This window comes from Sediminispirochaeta smaragdinae DSM 11293 (genome assembly GCF_000143985.1).
GTDB classification, from domain to species: Bacteria; Spirochaetota; Spirochaetia; order DSM-16054; family Sediminispirochaetaceae; genus Sediminispirochaeta; species Sediminispirochaeta smaragdinae.
Map to the genome: position 1 here is coordinate 2,879,482 of NC_014364.1, position 17,195 is coordinate 2,896,676.

General features: G+C 49.2%; 17 protein-coding genes. 7 read left to right on the plus strand and 10 right to left on the minus strand.

What is annotated here, in order from left to right; all coding sequences use genetic code 11:
- Positions 1 to 120 precede the first annotated feature (120 nt).
- Positions 121 to 891, plus strand: coding sequence for a DeoR/GlpR family DNA-binding transcription regulator (locus tag SPIRS_RS13580; RefSeq protein WP_013255257.1), 771 nt, complete (start codon positions 121 to 123; stop codon positions 889 to 891).
- A 39-nt stretch (positions 892 to 930) separates the two neighbouring features.
- On the opposite strand, the gene SPIRS_RS13585 is transcribed toward SPIRS_RS13580, so the two are convergent.
- The 4 genes from SPIRS_RS13585 to SPIRS_RS13600 all read right to left on the minus strand — a co-directional run bounded on the left by SPIRS_RS13585 (position 931) and on the right by SPIRS_RS13600 (position 2,513).
- Entirely contained in the window at positions 931 to 1,212 is a 282-nt protein-coding gene (locus tag SPIRS_RS13585; RefSeq protein WP_013255258.1) for a DUF4491 family protein, read from the minus strand.
- Positions 1,202 to 1,597 (minus strand): ACT domain-containing protein, encoded by a 396-nt coding sequence (locus tag SPIRS_RS13590; protein ID WP_013255259.1) that lies wholly within the window; start codon positions 1,595 to 1,597, stop codon positions 1,202 to 1,204. The genes SPIRS_RS13585 and SPIRS_RS13590 overlap by 11 nt, the downstream gene beginning before the upstream one ends.
- Before the next feature lie 132 nt (positions 1,598 to 1,729).
- The gene (locus SPIRS_RS13595; RefSeq protein WP_013255260.1) at positions 1,730 to 2,029 is read right to left on the minus strand and encodes a hypothetical protein; all 300 of its coding nucleotides are present in this window, start codon (positions 2,027 to 2,029) and stop codon (positions 1,730 to 1,732) included.
- A gap of 1 nt (position 2,030) precedes the next feature.
- Positions 2,031 to 2,513 (minus strand): fasciclin domain-containing protein, encoded by a 483-nt coding sequence (locus tag SPIRS_RS13600; protein ID WP_013255261.1) that lies wholly within the window; start codon positions 2,511 to 2,513, stop codon positions 2,031 to 2,033.
- A gap of 285 nt (positions 2,514 to 2,798) precedes the next feature.
- Between SPIRS_RS13600 and SPIRS_RS13605 the strand changes: the two genes are divergently transcribed.
- The 4 genes from SPIRS_RS13605 to SPIRS_RS13620 all read left to right on the plus strand — a co-directional run bounded on the left by SPIRS_RS13605 (position 2,799) and on the right by SPIRS_RS13620 (position 7,261).
- Positions 2,799 to 3,680 carry a hypothetical protein gene (locus SPIRS_RS13605; protein ID WP_013255262.1) on the plus strand — a complete coding sequence of 294 codons (882 nt, stop codon included), beginning with the start codon at positions 2,799 to 2,801 and terminating at the stop codon, positions 3,678 to 3,680.
- A gap of 10 nt (positions 3,681 to 3,690) precedes the next feature.
- Positions 3,691 to 4,392 (plus strand): response regulator transcription factor, encoded by a 702-nt coding sequence (locus SPIRS_RS13610; RefSeq protein ID WP_013255263.1) that lies wholly within the window; start codon positions 3,691 to 3,693, stop codon positions 4,390 to 4,392.
- The gene (locus SPIRS_RS13615) at positions 4,389 to 5,744 is read left to right on the plus strand and encodes a sensor histidine kinase (RefSeq protein WP_013255264.1); all 1,356 of its coding nucleotides are present in this window, start codon (positions 4,389 to 4,391) and stop codon (positions 5,742 to 5,744) included. The genes SPIRS_RS13610 and SPIRS_RS13615 overlap by 4 nt, the downstream gene beginning before the upstream one ends.
- Positions 5,745 to 5,845: 101 nt before the next feature.
- The gene (locus tag SPIRS_RS13620) at positions 5,846 to 7,261 is read left to right on the plus strand and encodes a hypothetical protein (protein ID WP_013255265.1); all 1,416 of its coding nucleotides are present in this window, start codon (positions 5,846 to 5,848) and stop codon (positions 7,259 to 7,261) included.
- 20 nt (positions 7,262 to 7,281) lie between these two features.
- On the opposite strand, the gene ptsP is transcribed toward SPIRS_RS13620, so the two are convergent.
- Genes ptsP through dhaK form a run of 3 tightly spaced genes read right to left on the minus strand, consistent with a single transcriptional unit; the run spans position 7,282 to position 11,484 of the window.
- Entirely contained in the window at positions 7,282 to 9,804 is a 2,523-nt protein-coding gene (ptsP, locus tag SPIRS_RS13625; protein WP_013255266.1) for a phosphoenolpyruvate--protein phosphotransferase, read from the minus strand.
- A 14-nt stretch (positions 9,805 to 9,818) separates the two neighbouring features.
- Positions 9,819 to 10,445 (minus strand): dihydroxyacetone kinase subunit DhaL, encoded by a 627-nt coding sequence (gene dhaL, locus SPIRS_RS13630; RefSeq protein ID WP_013255267.1) that lies wholly within the window; start codon positions 10,443 to 10,445, stop codon positions 9,819 to 9,821.
- Between the two features lie 37 nt (positions 10,446 to 10,482).
- On the minus strand, positions 10,483 to 11,484 hold the full coding sequence (dhaK, locus tag SPIRS_RS13635) for a dihydroxyacetone kinase subunit DhaK (RefSeq protein ID WP_013255268.1): 1,002 nt from the start codon (positions 11,482 to 11,484) through the stop codon (positions 10,483 to 10,485).
- 178 nt (positions 11,485 to 11,662) lie between these two features.
- Between dhaK and msrB the strand changes: the two genes are divergently transcribed.
- Positions 11,663 to 12,787, plus strand: a complete 1,125-nt coding sequence (gene msrB / locus SPIRS_RS13640; RefSeq protein ID WP_013255269.1) for a peptide-methionine (R)-S-oxide reductase MsrB — start codon at positions 11,663 to 11,665, stop codon at positions 12,785 to 12,787.
- On the opposite strand, the gene SPIRS_RS13645 is transcribed toward msrB, so the two are convergent.
- The 3 genes from SPIRS_RS13645 to SPIRS_RS13655 are packed head-to-tail and all read right to left on the minus strand — an operon-like array spanning position 12,778 to position 16,043.
- A complete protein-coding gene (locus SPIRS_RS13645) occupies positions 12,778 to 14,085 on the minus strand; it encodes an extracellular solute-binding protein (RefSeq protein ID WP_013255270.1) in 1,308 nt (435 codons plus the stop codon). The genes msrB and SPIRS_RS13645 overlap by 10 nt on opposite strands.
- A complete protein-coding gene (locus SPIRS_RS13650) occupies positions 14,075 to 14,746 on the minus strand; it encodes a response regulator transcription factor (protein ID WP_013255271.1) in 672 nt (223 codons plus the stop codon). Before SPIRS_RS13650 ends, SPIRS_RS13645 begins: the two co-directional genes overlap by 11 nt.
- Positions 14,739 to 16,043 (minus strand): sensor histidine kinase, encoded by a 1,305-nt coding sequence (locus SPIRS_RS13655; protein ID WP_013255272.1) that lies wholly within the window; start codon positions 16,041 to 16,043, stop codon positions 14,739 to 14,741. The genes SPIRS_RS13650 and SPIRS_RS13655 overlap by 8 nt, the downstream gene beginning before the upstream one ends.
- A 191-nt stretch (positions 16,044 to 16,234) precedes the next feature.
- Here SPIRS_RS13655 and SPIRS_RS13660 point away from each other — a divergent pair, with 191 nt between their 5' ends.
- Positions 16,235 to 17,170 (plus strand): sugar ABC transporter substrate-binding protein, encoded by a 936-nt coding sequence (locus SPIRS_RS13660; RefSeq protein WP_013255273.1) that lies wholly within the window; start codon positions 16,235 to 16,237, stop codon positions 17,168 to 17,170.
- Positions 17,171 to 17,195 lie beyond the last annotated feature (25 nt).

Sequence of the window (17,195 nt, forward strand, 5' to 3'; positions counted from 1 at the left end):
ACTTTACCGACTTGATTCGGAAAAGTGCATAGCGTATAATATTTTATAATGTTTTACTTTACAATTTATCAAAACTTCAATTGTAGCGAATAATAAGTGATAGCACAGAGGAGAACCGGAATGCAGCAAATAAGTAAACGGCAAAACGAGATTTTGCAAATTATCAAAAAGAACGCTTCCATAAATGTAAAAGATCTTTTTCCGCTTTATCCCGTCTCCTCGGCTACCATCCGGAAAGATTTATCAATTCTGGAAGAGGCCAATCTCATCATAAGAAAAAGGGGAGAAGCCCACATAGTAGATAGCAACACCCTGACCCCCTTTGAGTTACGAAGTCGAATAAACCATGAAATAAAGGTAGAGATTGCAAAATGCGCGGTTAATTTTATTAATGACGGTGATTCAATCATTTTAGATTCCGGCACAACAACTCTGGAAATCGCCCGGCTTTTGAGCAATAAAAACAGCATTACCGTACTGACCAATTCACTTCCCGTTGCTACCGTCCTTGCCAATACACAAGTTTCCGTGTCTCTTTCCGGAGGCATGCTCTTCAGCCAGAATATGTCGACGCAGGGACCCGATGCAGAGGCCTTTTTCAGTCGCGTAAAAGTTGATAAGGCGTTTATCGCAGCCAGCGGAGTAAGGCTAAACGAGGGGCTGGCCGCTTTGAGCCCCTTTGAAGCACATCTTAAGCGTTTCATGATAAAAGCGGCAAATGAAGTCTTTGGAGTCTTTGATTCCACAAAATTCGATGCGGCGGGAATCAACCTATTTGCCGGATACGGTGATATCGACTATGTAATTACCGATAAGACACATCTGCCTGAAATGGCATTAGAAAAATTTGAGAGAGACGGCCTTTCGTATATTCTTGCAGATAAACAATAGAGAGGAGCGCCTGCAGAGCCCGCTATCCGATAGCACAACTTATTTCCGCTCTTTCTTCGGAAACCATCCCTTCTCTACCCTGCGTTTCTGGTGAAAGAGCTCGCCGATGCTCCAGAATGAAGAAAATCCGGCTACACCGAGGATGGCAGAGAGTACAACCTGTCCGATATAAAGGGAAAGGCCGCAAAAAAGAAGCCCGGCGATAAGAAATAGCGGCCAAATTTTTGTTCCGAAGTGATACTCACCATGGATTACCAGGGGATGAAAGAGGCCAATCAATACAAAGGCGGCAAGGCCGATTAGGATACCCTCAATGTGCACGGTTTGCCCCTTCCTCCTCCAGAAAGCAAAACTGCCCCAAAACCCTTTCTGCCGTTTCAACATCAACTCCCTTGACCAAAAGGTAATCGGTGTCAAAGGTGGAGAGGGCAAACACAGGAATCCCTGCTTCGGCAAGAGGAAGGGTAAGGGAGGAGAGAATGCCGGTGAGCGAGAATTCCAGGGGTCCTTCGACCTTGAAAGCACGCCAGCCGCCTTCCATGGTTACACCGTCGGGGACCCTTTGCTGAGAACAAACAACGGAAAGTTCATCACCGGTTCGGGTAATAGAGACAAATTTCTCGCCCCCGGTCCAGGACGGCACTGGGGCATCGTGCTCCAAGCGGCATATCGCAAGGATATGAGGCAGTAGCGTTAGGTGCAACATAGGCTTAAAGCATAACGGAAAAGGAGAGAAACGAAAAGTCCGACCCACCCATAACAGGGCAGGCCGGACAAGAAACAGAAACAGAGACGAACGGGCTTTATCTATATCGTCTCAATCAATACGTATTCATACCTATTCATTTGTTTCGATGTTCTCCCCTTCCTCAGCATCGGCAGCACCTTCGGTAGTGCCTTCGGAGGGCAAAACATCATCTGAATAGGATTCCTCCTGATCGGGAATCTCGAAAAGATCCTGTTCGGGAGCCACATCGGGGCTCTCGGGAGCAGGCTCGGCAAAGGCAGGAGGATTTTCGTTTTCCGGCACCGGAGCGGCGACGGTATTCTCCTCCTCATGCCGGCAGGAGAGGATACCGGCCAAAAGCAAGAATACTGCAAGGAGCAGTGACACATGTCGTACGTTTCTCTTTATCATACTATTCCTCCCCCTTTTCAACGGCGTCGGTGGGACCGGAAACACTATACACGGAGACCAATTCGGTACCGAGATTCTTCTCGCTCGTCAAAACAAGGTCGCCGATATGGACACGTCCATCACTGTCAAGCGCTACCGATAGGGTGTCGCCGCCGAGGGTGATGACCTTTTCACTGTTTCGCAGCTGATCGTAGCTTAGAGCGCCTATAAGGATATGCCCTTTTAGAAATCGATCAACAGCCTCTGCATCATCGCTTGCCTGAGCCGTTACTGCCTCCAAGGTTTCATTCGACGGAACCAAAAGAGTAAGCTCTTCGTTCTCAGCAAGAAGGGCTTTGGTATCACCCTCGTTAATCAGCTGGGCAAAGCGGGCGAAATCGGGATTGCTATCCATAACTTGTGTCAGGGAATCATTAGCCGACACAGCAAAGGCCGACAACAAAAATACGATAGATGCACCAATAATCATTATTCGTTTCTTCATAACTATTCTCCTTCATGGTAAAGTGTTTTCAATCGATCAAAACTAACAAATCTTCCGGCGTATCACCTCCTTACCCGTTTTCTCAATCTACAAGGGATAAGCTATATGCCGGATATCAAGCTGACTTGGGGCAATTGTTAAGCTTTTGCAAAGATGTAACGAGATTTCGACCTCTTCGGTAGACAGGGGGGCGGAGCTTTGGTAGATAACAGTGCAGCGTTGATATGATTCCAAAGGGTATATGTTTTATACAGAAACGGATCTGTCAAGAACGAGGTATGAATTATGAATCATGTGAAAAAAATTATTCTTTTCCTTCTTTTTCTTCCCTGGCTTCTATGGGCACAAGATAGCACCACCGATGTTCCCGAACCCTGGACACAGCACCTTTGTGGCAATGTGGTAAGCCTTTCCGAATATACTGGACAGGCCCTCTCATCACTGGCCCTGAAGCGGACCATTCTCTTTGACGAGCATAATAGACCGCAAACAGAAAAAGGTTATGGTGATGGGGGAGCTCTAAAAAACAAAACAAGCTTTGCCTATAACGATGCGGGGCTTATTGCAGAAATTGTGGGTTCGGGGGCGGACGGCGATTTCCGCTGGAAGTATGCATATCAATACGATGAAAAGAACAGACTTTTGCGTGAATCCTCTTTCGATGCGCAAATGCAGCTGGAATGGTACGATATCTATCGATATAACGAAGAAGGAATTTTGATTGAAAAAGTCAATTATCAGGCGGACGGATCGGTCAACTTGCAAAACAGTTATCAGTACGACGATCAAGGCCGCATCTCACTCTGGTTGACCCTCTATTCGGACGGGAAACTGCTCAAGAGGGTGGCTTTTTCCTACAACCAAGCCGGTAAAGTGACAAAAGAGGAACGCTATAACGCAAACGGTCTCTATGAGCAGGTTCAATACAGCTATAATGAAGCGGGGCAGCAGACCAGAGCAACGGTATCCGATCCGGAGGGCACGATAAAAGAGACAAGCACCCGCCTTTACGATGAGAGGGGCAATCTGTATCGTGAAACGGTACAAAATGTAGAGACAAAGGAAGAGAGCAGTACCTCATATATCTATGATCCGCAGGGGAACTGGGTTCGAAAGCGGGAAGCCTCGGGTAACTACATCTTGCGAGAGCTTAATTATGCCCGGTAGGAGATAAAAGGTGGCGTGCATACTTTTGATCGAAGACAACCCATTTATTCGCGAGGCTTTGAGCGGATACCTCCAACTGGAGGAGCATCAGATTGTGGAGTTTGAGGGGACGAAAGGCGTTATAGAAACAATCAAACGCGATATTGCAGATCTTGTGATCCTTGACATCATGCTGCCAGATGGAAACGGCTTCTCGCTGGCAAAAACAATTCGGGAATTTTCCAATGTTCCGTTGATGTTTTTAACAGCAAAAGATTCGGAATCCGACCGCATTCTCGGCTTCGAAATGGGAGCCGACGACTACGTAACAAAGCCCTTCTCGACAAAGGAACTGGTCCTGCGCGTGCAAGCCCTTTTGAAGCGGTATACATACAGCCGCTCGGAACTTACAGGCAAAAACAGTTGGTACTGTGAAGAGCATAAACTTGAAATCGACCAAAAGACCCATCACCTTCTCATAGACGGCAACGAGGCATACCTGACAGGTGCCGAATGGAAAATACTCCTTTATCTTGCAAAACAGGAAAGCATCGTCGTTTCCCGTGAAAGAATTCTGGCCGAATGTCTGAATTACTTTTTCGAAGGATCGGAAAGAACCGTTGATACACATATTGCCAATCTCAGATCAAAATTGGGAGAAGGAGAATGGATCGAAACGGTTCGCGGTTATGGATATCGCTTTCAAGGCCATAGGGACAGGGAAGAGGGATGAGAAGCATCTTTTCCAGAACCTTTTTCGGCCTCCTCGCCTCATCTCTCTTTGTTCTCACCGTTATGTCGCTCATGGTGGGATTTGCCATAAAAGCCTCGATTCTCAATTGGAACGAGGGGAAAAAGGAGGAGCTGGAGGCCCTTCTCATACCCATCATATCCAAGGTCCACAGGCTTAATGGGGGGCTGTCGGAAGGGAGCCTGGAGAGTGCACTTACCCCATACATGACCGACTCTTTATACGTGTATGTCTTTGATGAACAAAAACACCCTCTCTTTCTTTTAAAACAGGGGAAACGACTTACGCTTCAGGAGTTGGAAAAGGAAGAGGGACCGCTCCAGGCCCTACTTCACCAATCCCAGCCCCTGGAAATCCGGGATGGAGATAATGTGATAGGTTACCTGGCGGTAGATAGTGTCGACTTTTTTGCCTATGAGGCGAATAGACAATTCGTTGCAACCATGCGCCGGGCAGTCACCACCGGAACGATTATCACCACAGGGCTCACGTTGGTATTTTCGCTTCTGTTCTCATCATCCTTTTCACGACAAACCAGGGGGCTCGTGAAAGGGATAACAGCCATGAGCAAAGGAGCCCGTAACGTAGATTTTCCCAGTCTGGGAACCAGGGAGATGAACAAAATTTCCCAGTCCGCCCTTGATCTCCAAAACCAGCTTTCAAAGGAGGAGAGCCTAAGACGGCAGTGGATGCAGGATATCTCACACGATTTGCGAACCCCCATTACCGCCATCAAGGCCCAATTCGAAGCGATGCTGGACGGGGTGCTCGATATCGGCAGGCCTCGTCTTGCAAATCTCCTTACGGAACTAAACCGTGTAGAGACACTGGTACGGAATCTTCAGGAACTCAGTCGATATGAGTCACCGGAGATGAAGATCAATGCCCGCTACTTCCACGCCTCGGCCTTTCTTGATGATATTAGAGAACGCTTTGCCCTCCTTGCCGGGCAAAAGGAGATAGCGCTGTGCTGCGAGGGGGAAGAGTTCTGGTTTTTGATTGATGAACACCTTATGCAGCGTTGTGTCTCCAATATTGTTCAGAACGCCCTTCAGCATACGCAACCAGGCGGAACCATTCGAGTCACATTGGAATCGAAGGTGAAGGATGTCGTACTGATCGTCGAAAACAGCGGCCACATTGCAGCACGGGATCTTGACCGAATGTTTGACCGTCTCTATCGGGGCAACAGTGCCCGTATGGGAGGTGGATCGGGTTTGGGGCTTTCGATAGCAAAAGCGATTGTAGATCTTCATCACGGCAGAATCAGGGCGGAAAACAGCGAAACGACGGCACGATTTATTCTATTCTTTCCGGGTCGAAGGCGATTATAGGATAAAGTTATGGTGTCGATGGCTTTGACACATGTATCACCAATATTCGGAACACTACATATGTGCTACACTCCACACGATATCGAAAAAAGGAGAACCTTGTGAAACCTTGCATTCTACCAGTATTTGTAGCAATTATCTTGATCCTAAGCGGTTGTGTAAGCAGCAATACACTTTCTGAGAATAGACCGGCCCCTCAGGCCGATGAGACCAGCGAAAAAAGTCCCGGGGCAGAGACAGCAGAGACAAGAGAGCAAAGCCCGGAAAAAGAGCCCTTCTTTCAGGACGGCCTGTATCTCTACAATTTTGAGAAGGCCACGACTTCCCCTGAACTGGAAGCACAGTATGCACAATCGGGGATACTGCTGAAACAGTCGACCATCAATATCTACGACAATGTTGTGGTTGCGGTCAAAGAGAGGCAATTTACCGATCCCGTTTCCATGCTCCACTTTACGGTGGCAGAAGATGGATCGATGAGCTGCAGCGAAACCCCAAGCATTACAGGCAAACTTCAGGACGACGGTTCCTTTCTTTGGGGAGGTTATCGCGAACAATTCGATTCCTTACACAAAGTTGAGGTTGAAGGATCGCTTCAGCTGGTGAAAGAAAACCTGCGGGCATCCTCCGGTTATAACGGTGTCTATCACATCACCGAATCCATGGGCGACAAGGCCTTGGAGGCAACGGTAAAGGATGGATATCTCATCTATCGTCCCATTAATCCGGAGGAAGCCGACGAAACATTCCAGGGCTGGCCCACCTTGGTACACCCCGACGGCAGCTTCAGCTCGAAGCTGGAGATCATCGTACGAACAGAGATGGGCTATTCTCTCACGGGGGACGGTGAGAACATGCAAACACAGAGTGCCGACAATACCACCTACATCATTTCAGAAGGTCATGTAGACCCGAACGAGGGCTTGGTTCTCAACTATGCAGCATCCTTTAACACCGCCATCGACGACACATCGGGAGAGGGTACAAAGGTCTATGCAGGTATGAAGGTCGGCGACGCCCAGCTGGGAAATCTCGACCAATCCGGTTATCCGGCCCCCATGGTACCGGCAGCGGCACAAGACGAAAAAGCGAAAACGATAGCACATTATCCCGACTGGTATCTTAGCCCTCCGCTCTTAGCCGATAAGCTTACCGCGGCGGGGGCACGCCATCTATCGGATCAAGAGGGTGCATTACGTTCCGCAGAGACCATTGCAATCGGTGAGATGGCCTTTCAGCTGCAAGTCAGTCTAAAGAGTGCGGTAAACCGCTATTTTACCGAAGCAAGCTCCGGAGAAAAGCGCGATAGCCAGGAATCTGTGGAGGCGATAACAGAACAGGCCTCTCAACTCCAATTCGACTATACCGTTATCCGGTCGGAATACGACCAAGAAAGCCAAACAGCCTTCGTCCTCATCTCAGTGGATAAGGCAAAGGCCAGGGAACAGGTACGAAACTTTTTAGAGAAACAAGGGGTCGGAAACAGGTCAGAAGAAATCATCGATGCGATGGAATAATTTCCCATCGCATCATTCGACTACCGGCCTTCCTCCAGCTCTTTAAGGAAGGAGCGTATAGCCTTTGCACTCCCTTCTTCCTCCAGGTGGGGAAGAAGGGATAGAAGCCTGGATCGATCAAGGGATCTGATACGTTCTTTTGCCTCGGGTATTTTTGCAGGACTCATGCTGATCTCATCCACCCCGAGAGCCAGCAATGCGGCAATTCCGTCCCGATCGCTACCCATCTCTCCACAGACGCCGATCTTTTTGCCGTGCAGGTGTGCCGATTCGACAGCCAGTTTGATTGCAGACAAGACCGCGGGATGTAGAGGATCGGCAAAGTGAACGAGATTGGGGTTTCCCCGTTCGGCAGCCATGATATACTGAGTCAGGTCATTTGAACCAATACTGAAAAAGTCCACACGACTTGCCAGTTTTCCTGCAAGAAGCGCTGCCGCCGGTGTTTCGATCATAGCCCCTATCGGTAGTGGCCAGCGATGCTGAACCCCTTCCCTTTCCAGATCGGTATGGACCTCTTCGATAGCGCTTCGGATTCGGATACACTCGTCGACCTCGGCAACCATGGGTACCATGATCTGAAAATTGAAAGAGAAAGCCGCCCGAAGAATCGCACGGATATGGGCCGTAAAAAGCTCCCGATGGGTTTCATAGAGCCGTAGTCCCCTTACCCCGAGAAAGGGATTCGCCTCATCGGGAAGCCTCATATAGTCGATCTGCTTATCCCCACCGATATCAAAGGTACGGATGATAACGGGCTTTTCTCCGAAAGCCTCACCAACTTTTACAAACGCCCCAAACTGCTCCTCCTCGGTCGGCGCCGTTTTCCTATTGAGAAAGAGAAATTCGGTCCGAAACAGGCCGCTTCCCTCTGCCCCGTTACGTATTGCCGCCTCGGCATCACGAGGCGATGCAATATTGGCAAAAACCTCCACCCGGCTGCCATCGATGCTGATTGCCGGGGCCTCCGCTTTCTGCCGCAACCTTTCAAGCTCCTCTCTCTTCTGCTTTTCCGCTTCCCGGGCCTCGGCAAGTTTCTCTTCCTGCGGGTCTATGGATACGGCCCCCGCTTTGCCGTCGATGATAACCATCGTCCCATCGGCAACAGATTCCATGTCGGCGAATCCGCCGACAGCCGGTATGCCCAAGGCCCTGCACAGAATTGCGGTATGCGAAGTGGGCCCTCCGAAGCGGGTAACCACCCCCTTTACAATGGAAAAATCAAAGGAAGCAGTCTGGGTCGGCGTCAGATCATCGGCAAAAAGGACTACCGGCGAGGATATCCCCGTCAGGAGCTCCCCGGAGCCATCCTTACCAACAAGCGCATCATGAAGCTGAGCCCCTACATCCCGTACATCCTTTGCCCGCTGCCTGAGATATGCATCCGAAAGGCTCTCATACGCCTGGCTCACCTCCTGGACGCGAAGGCTCCACGCGTATGCGGCTTTATATCCTTCATCCGCGATCAGTTTTAGGGTCTCATCAAAGAGTTCAGGGTCTCTCAACAGGATTGCATGAGCGTCAAAAATTTCAAGTTCCTGTTCCGAGAGCCTTGAGACGAGCATACGCTTTTTTTCGGCAAGATCGGCTTCGACCCTTTCGACGGCTTCGGTAAAAAGCCTGGCTTCGGTGTCTCGATCTTCGGCAAAAGCCTTTTCGGCTTCGAATCCATGACTTGTAAGCAAGAAGGCTTTTCCAATCGCAATACCATCGGAGATGCCGATCAGTCCTTCCGGGTTTTCCGACTCCGACCGAGGGATCGTTTCGAGCTGCTCTTCGGCCTCTCCGAAATTATCCGCAATCAGGGCCTCCACCGCCTCAAGAAGGGAGGTGGCCTGGGGACCTGAAGCGGAAAAGCGTACCCGATCGTTTTGCAGGACATTCAGTGACGAAAGCCTGTTTAGACTCCGTCCCGACACCGGTCCAAGCTTCCTCGAGAGATTGGAAACCTCCACTTCCGCATCGAAGGAACCGATCAGGCGTATCAGCTTCGCAGCCGGGCGGGCATGCAGGCCATGCACATTGGTGATGGTCATCACCCGTTCGACATGATTACCTGTTTCAGAGGCGACAGAGCCGCTTGCAGAAGAGACAGCATCTGCTTCAGGCGCATCGGTAGAGGACGATGTTTCAGGTTGATCCAGGTGCTCCTGTTTGGGAACAAGCCCGCCACGTGCCTCAAGCTCCACTTCCTGAAGAGAAGACCCCAATCCGATCTGAACCGCCGCAGAGACAGCACCCTCGACAAGGGGAGCCGAAGAGATACGAATATGCGGTTTTTGCTCGTCGGGGAGAAACTCCAGGGCAAGTTCGGCACTCAGCACGGCGCTTCCCAGGTCGGTGAGGACCAGTACCCCCTCGTCGGAATAAACGGAACCGATGGCATCGACGATGTCACCGGCATCCGTTCCGAGTTCCTGGGCTCCCTCGCCCACTCCGCCTGTCGCAACCACGGGTATAGCCTCGTTGCCGGTTCCCCGTATCAAGGAAACCAGCGCTTCGGCAAGCTGCCGACTGTGAGAAACAATAACAAGTCCGACCATACGAGCTTTAATCCCTATTTCCAGGTCTCAAGAGCCGCTTTCAGCAGATAGTAGGAAGATGTTGCCCCCGGATCCTGATGTCCCTTGCTCCGCTCGCCGAGGTAACTCGCCCTTCCTTTCTTTGCGACCATTTCGATTGTCGATGCAAGTCCCGCTTCGGCCGCTTCCACGGCGCCACCCAACATTGTGGGTATATCTTTACCTTCACCTGCAAGGACTTCCATTTTTTCCACGGCGGGGACCAGAGCATCAAGCATGGTTTTATCGCCCACATGGGCTTTTCCCCGTTTCTTGATCGCCTCCAGACCAGCCTGAAAGGCTGCAGCGACATCTGCACTTTCTGCCGTATCCTTACCGTCTAGAGCTTTTGAAAAATCAAGAAAAAAGCTGCCGTAAAGGGGGCCGGAAGCCCCCCCGACCGTTCGTATCAGGACAAACGCCGTCGATTTCAAGGCAGCACTTATCGAAGAGGGGGACTGTTTGTCGAGCTCGGCACAAACAGCGGAAAATCCTCTGTTCATGTTGATGCCGTGGTCGGCATCCCCAATCTCAGAATCCAATCTTGTCAGGTACTCTTTCTGTTCGGCATATACCCGTCCAAGCTCCCGCAGCCACTTTTCTGTCATTTCCAGTGTCAGCATACATTCCCTCCGATCGTTTGTAAAAAATCCTCTGAAGTTAGATTCCCCAACGCAGGCCCGCGGTATGTACAGGAGCGTCCCACAGAGCAAGCAGCTTTTCATCAGCCTTTACCGCAGAGATGGAAAATCCCTGCATCTCAAGGGAGGTAATGTAATTACCTACAAGACGACGTACGATTTTCAAGCCTTTTGCCTTACAGAACTGTTCGAACTCATTATAAAGAAGATAGAGCTCCATGAGTGGAGTTCCTCCCATCCCATTGAGCAGAACGATAAGTTCATCACCATTTTTGTAGGGGATATCGGAGACCACAGCCTCTCCCATCATCTGCACGTATTCATGAGCGGTTTTCTGCTTCATTCTTTCGCGACCAGGCTCACCATGAATGCCGACCCCCATCTCGATCTCATCAGCACCGATTTCAAAGGTAGGCTTGCCGGCGGAAGGAACGGTACAGGATGTCAGGGCCATTCCCATAGACCTGCCGACCTCGTTGACCCGACGGCAGAATTCGGCGGTCTTCTTGAGATCATCACCACGTTCTGCCGCAGCACCCGCAATCTTTTCCGCGAAGACGGTGCAACCGACCCCCCGTCTTCCCTCGGTATAGAGACTATCTTTTACGGCGACATCATCGTCGATAATAACGGATTCAACACTTATTCCCGCTTCACCACAAAGATCTGCGGCCATTTCGAAATTCATCACATCACCGGAATAGTTTTTCACGATGTGAAGAACACCGGCACCTCCGTCCACAGCCTTTGTCGCCTCTTCCATCTGATCGGGAGTCGGAGAGGTAAAGACGGCACCGGGACAGGCGGCATCAAGCATTCCCAACCCTACAAAACCGCCATGTAACGGCTCATGGCCACTTCCACCGCCTGAAATAACCGCAACCTTTCCCTTCCGTGTCTTGCTGCTACGCGTAATAAAGTTCGGATTACGATGGACCTTAAGGATGTCGGAATGAGCAAGTTCCATTCCCGTCAAGGCCTCTTCAATGACATCATCAGGCGCATTGATCAATTTCTTCATGGTAACCTCCGAAAGTTTTGCTATTTTTCCTTGCAACCCCAGGATGGTAGTTCAATCTCATTATAAAACAGAATGAACATTTGTCAAACAGATTGTAACAAGGGTTCATAACCATAACATTATCAATTTTGTCAGATATAGAAAAAGATAGTATATTAATCATACAAGGAGGCCTGAAATGAAAGGCGCGAGCTTCCTTTTGATTGCCCTTCTTTTGCCCTGGAATCTCCATGCTTCGGGAGAAGTCGAACAAAGGCTTCCCGAAATGCTCTTTAGCGAAACGCACCTTCAGGCGCTGGAAGCCTACGATAGCGCTGTCTTTGCAGGTGGGTGCTTCTGGTGTCTGGAAAAACCCTTTGAAGAGCTGGTTGGAGTAGCAGAAGCCGTTTCCGGTTACAGCGGTGGTGATGAGAAAGACCCTAGGTACCAAGACGTTGCAAGCGGCCGCACCGGACACAGGGAAAGTGTTACCGTCTACTATAATTCGGAGGTCATCACCTACAGGCAGCTGCTCGATGTCTTCTGGAGAAACATCGATCCGACCGATGGCGGAGGGCAGTTTGCAGACAGGGGTAGCCAGTATGCCCCCGCAATCTTTGTCGGCACCAGGGGCGAACGGGAGGCCGCAGAGGCATCAAAAAAGCAGCTTGAGGCATCGGGTACATTTTCCCGCCCCATCCTTGTCGAGATTCTCGACCGTCGTCCCTTTTATCCGGCAGAGGAATATCACCAGGATTATTACAAAAAAAACAGGGAGGCCTACGACCGTTATTATACAGGCTCGGGAAGAGGTCCTTTCGTCGATTCCCTCTGGAACAAGGCAGAAACCTCCGGCGGTCTGGCCACAAAGGAGGGACGGTGGGGTAATTTTGACAAGCAAGAAAGGCTTTCGTCGCTCACCGATTTCGAATACCGCCTCACCCAGGAGGGAGAGACGGAACCCGCCTTTGCAAACGAATTCTGGGATAATAAAGAGGAGGGCATCTATGTCGATATCGTCAGCGGAGAACCCCTTTTCAGCTCCACGGACGCCTTTTCATCGGGAACAGGCTGGCCCAGTTTCATCAGACCGATAGATCCCGATCATATACGCTATCTTCAGGATACTTCCGGTACCATGCAGCGAATCGAGGTCAGGAGCAGATATGCAGACAGCCACCTTGGCCACGTTTTTACAGACGGACCCGATCCTACCGGCCTGCGGTTCTGCATAAACTCTGCAGCCCTCAGGTTTATACCCAGGACAGAGATGAAGGAGGCAGGCTACGAAGAATATCTGTTGCTTTTTGACGGCTACCGATAGCCCTTCAGCATCTTCTCCATATCCTCCCGCAACTCCTTTATGCCGATTGAAGTATCAAGATCCTGAGCAACGATCTGAAAGATCTTCTGGTCGATGAATTCGTCCATGGAGGCGTACCATTTGAAATTGGGGTCGATATAACTGTCCCGAATGATATTGTTCAAAAAAGGATAGTTCAGGATCTTTCGTTCCTCGTCTGAGGAAGCATGATAAAGATCGTTTACAACCCGTCGGTTGGCAGGAAGCATGTTGGTACCGCTCCATACCGCTTCCTGAAATTCCCGATCGCCGGTCATGAAACGGATAAAAGAGAAGGCCTCCTTTTTATGATGCGATCGGGAACTCATGCCAACCTGTACCGTATAGAGTTTAGAGGAACTTGTTCCGCTGGGCCCTGAGGGAAAGGGGATGGTCTCCCACTCGAAATTTTCGTACCGAAGTATTCTGTAGGGATACGTTCCGTAGACCTTATACTCGGAAAGATTAAAAACCTTAAAGCCTGTCTTTCCCTGATCAAAATCCTTTTCTCTGAGAATATGCCCCTTGTTGAGGCGGTTCATTTTCTTCAAAAACTGAAGGGTCTCCTCCAGGCGACGGCTATTAAACTGGATTGCCGGATCGTCGGGGTTGAACAGATACCGATCGTTTGTATAAAAGGCGTTGTGCCAGTCATAGCCGTATACGCCGAACTGATCGGGGATGCTGTCGCCATCCAGGTCCTTCGTCAATTGCCGACAGATGGCATAAAACTGATCCCAGTCCCAATCTTCCCGATCTATCCTGATCTGGTTATCTTCCAAAAGTGTTTTGTTCACAATCATGAAGGAAGGTACCAGAGAAATGGGAAGCGAGTACTGAATTCCGTTAAACATTCCCGCTTCCAGCCCTCGGGGATAGTATTCCTGCTTGTTAAAATCGCTGCATCTGGAAATGAAGGGTTCCAGGTTCTGGAGGAGTCCGATGGAAGCATAGGTGTTGAAATCCTGTTCCACCAGCAAAAAGATATCCGGTTCCTTTCCCTGAAGAACCAACTGGGCCAGCCATTCTGAATAGTGATTATACATGATACCGGTCTTCAGCTTGATAGTTATATGACGGTTTTCCGGGCGGCTTTCAAACAGCTCCACAGCCTTATCATAGATGGCATAGGCAAAATTCTGGGGGACGCCCCAGCTATTGCCGGAATATAGTGCCATTTCAATCTCAACGTCGTCAGCTGCGGCCAGGTAATGGGAAAAAAGAACTACAGACACGATCAGGAGCAGCAGAAGAGCGGTCAGACGGATCTTATTTTCCATGGATATCCCTCAGCATGATGCCCGACTGGATGGCAAAAATAGCGATCTGGGTTCTGTCCCTGAGTTGGATTTTTTTTAGAATCATGCTGATATAATTTCTGATGGTTCCTTCGGAAAAATTCACCTCACCCATGATCTCTTTGTTGCTGTAGCCCCTGCCGATAAGCTGTATGATGCGTATTTCCTGGTCCGTCAGATTTGCTATATCTTCGGCATCCTGATTCAGAAAATAGGATTTTGCCATTTTTCCGAAAATAGTAAAAACCTTCTGGGCAGTCTGAGGTTCAATACTTGCTCCCCCGTTATAGACCGTTTCAATGCTGTTTATCAGGTCTCTTTTGGAAATTCCCTTTAGAAGGAAACCGTCCGCACCGTTTTTCAACGACTCGTATATGTATTCGTCGCTGTCAAAGGTGGTTAGCATGATAATCTTGATAGCCGGATTCCTTTCCTTGATAAGTTTGACACATTCTATTCCGTTGAATTCCGGCATCCGGATATCCATAAGAACAACATCGGGATTCAATTCAGCCGCCAGCCGGACAACTTCCCGGCCGTTTTGGGGCAGGCCGACGACCTCGAATCTCTCATCGGAATTAACAAGAAGCTCCAGACTGTCCCGTATGATCTCCTGATCATCCGCTATTAAAACCTTAATCATCGATTCCCTCTTTTCGAAGGGGAATAAAGGCAGATGTCGTGAAGCCTCCGCCATCTTCCGTGATGAACGATATGCTTCCCCCGAGAAATTGTACCTGCTCTTCCATATGGCTTAAACCAAAATTTTTCTCCAGGTGATGACACCCCAGCCCATTATCCCGTATGGCAATGGCAAGTTGATCCTGACCGTATGTCAGTTTGATAAAGATGTCCTCCGCCTTTCCATGACGAATTGCATTTGTTGTACTTTCCTGAACCAATCGGTATACCGTCAACTCCTCATCGTGCTGCAGCGTGACAGGCTCTCCGGAAATCTCCAAAAAGGCTCTCTGTTTTCCCAGGGCATTAATATTAGCAATCAATTCATGGATGGCTTCTATCAGGGACGATTTTACGATGACATCGACCTTCAGCTCCTTGACCGAACGCCTGATATCCATCAGTCCCTTATCACTGACCTCCTTTATTCTCTGCAGCTGCCGGGCCAGGACCGGATTTGATGTTCCCGTAACCTCCATACTTGCTTCCAGGCCGGTCGAGATACAGGTCAGCGAATGCCCCAGAATGTCATGAATTTCATGGGCAAGCCTGTTTCTTTCTTTCATCCTACCCGCCTCTTCCAACTGAACGTTGGCAATCTTCAATTTTGCCAAATTCTCCTTCAGGCGGTTATTCAATTGAACGAACTCCTTATTCTCCCGGATCTTGCTGTGAATAAACATATAGAAAAAAAGCACGACCAGAATGAGGTTGGCGGAATCAAGAGCACTTTTGATGCTGTATAAATAGATCTGGATATTCGGATCGTAATAGTCAATGTAATCCTGAAAAGAAAGCAGATGAATCCTGACCGTCAGCAGATCGTAATCAAAAAGAATGAAGCATATGAGGGTAATCGCCAAGGTTATCAGCCTGACAGACATGTTGTTTACAAACAGAAAAAGGCCCGCGGTAATAAAAAGGAAAAAGCCTTTGTAACTAAAATTTAGCAAGTAGGTAATAAGACCAAATAAGATAAGATCGGCAATATAAAGGAAAATGATTTTTACCGGCTGGTTCTTGAAAACCCCTTCCTTCAGCACATTGGAAATTCCGATCAAGGTAAAACAGATGATGGTATACGTAGGAACGGTCCATGCGACATGAGGCAAATATCGCGCCATCTCCAAGAAATCTCTGGCCTGGTAATCATCGCATATCTTAAAGATGGTGAAGTACATGGTCATAGAAAGGAATACGATGATAACAAAATTTAATCCATAGATGGCAATATAGACTTGTTTAACCCGATCCTTCATTTTACCGTCAATTGTACCCTTGTTTTCAGAATATGAAAAATCCAAAATACTGGATTTTTGTCATCACAAAAATGACATCTGTCATTTAAGTTGTGACATATTATTCATTGCTGCCCGGAGAAAAGGCCGGTATCCTGAATTCAAGTTTGGTGATGGTGCCACCCAAAACATTCACGTAATGTGGAGGAATTATGAGAAAGATATTGTTAAGTCTCCTGATTTTGTTCATTGGAGCCGGCATGATTTTTGCCAGCGGACAAAACGAAGAAGAATCCGGCTATACCTTCGGCTACACCTGTATGACGATGAACAATCCTTTTTTCATCGCTTTGGAAAAGTCAATCCGGGATACCGTCGAGGCCAGGGGCGACAGGCTGATCACCATGGATCCTGCCATGGACGTGGCAAAACAGATTAACCAGATTGAAGATCTCATCATCCAGGATATTGATGCCATTTTTTTGAATCCCGTGGACTGGGAAGGGATCCGACCCGCCCTTGTCGCTCTGGAGAAAGCGGAAATACCGATCATCAACTTCGATACGGAAGTCAAGGATATGGAGTACGTAACCGCCTATGCTGGCTCCGACAACAAAAATGCCGGTTATGTCTGCGGTATGGATCTTGTCGACCGATATCCCGGAGGAGGGAATATTGTTGTTCTGGATTCGCCGACCATGAACTCCATCAATGACAGGATCGCGGGCTTCATGAACGCCATTAAGGGCCATGGATTTACCATTGTCGCCCAGCAGGACGCCAAGGGAGATCTCCCCACGGCCATGGAGAAGATGGACGACATCCTCCAGGCACACAGCGATATCATTGCTATCATGGGAGGAAACGATCCGACGGCCCTTGGAGCCCTTGCAGCATGCAAGGCTGCAAACAGAACAGATATCCTGATCTACGGCGTGGACGGGTCTCCGGAAGCAAAATCCGAAATTGCCTCAGGGAGTCAGTTCGTAGGATCCGGTGCCCAATCTCCCATCTCTATCGGACTGGAATCTGTCAAGCTTGCCTATAAAATCCTGAACGGTGAAACGTATGAGACGAGGGTGCCTGTCAAGACTTTCTTAATCAATAGCGACAACGTTGACGAATACGGAACGGACGGCTGGCAGTAGGCTGTTTCGATTATCACATGCCGAC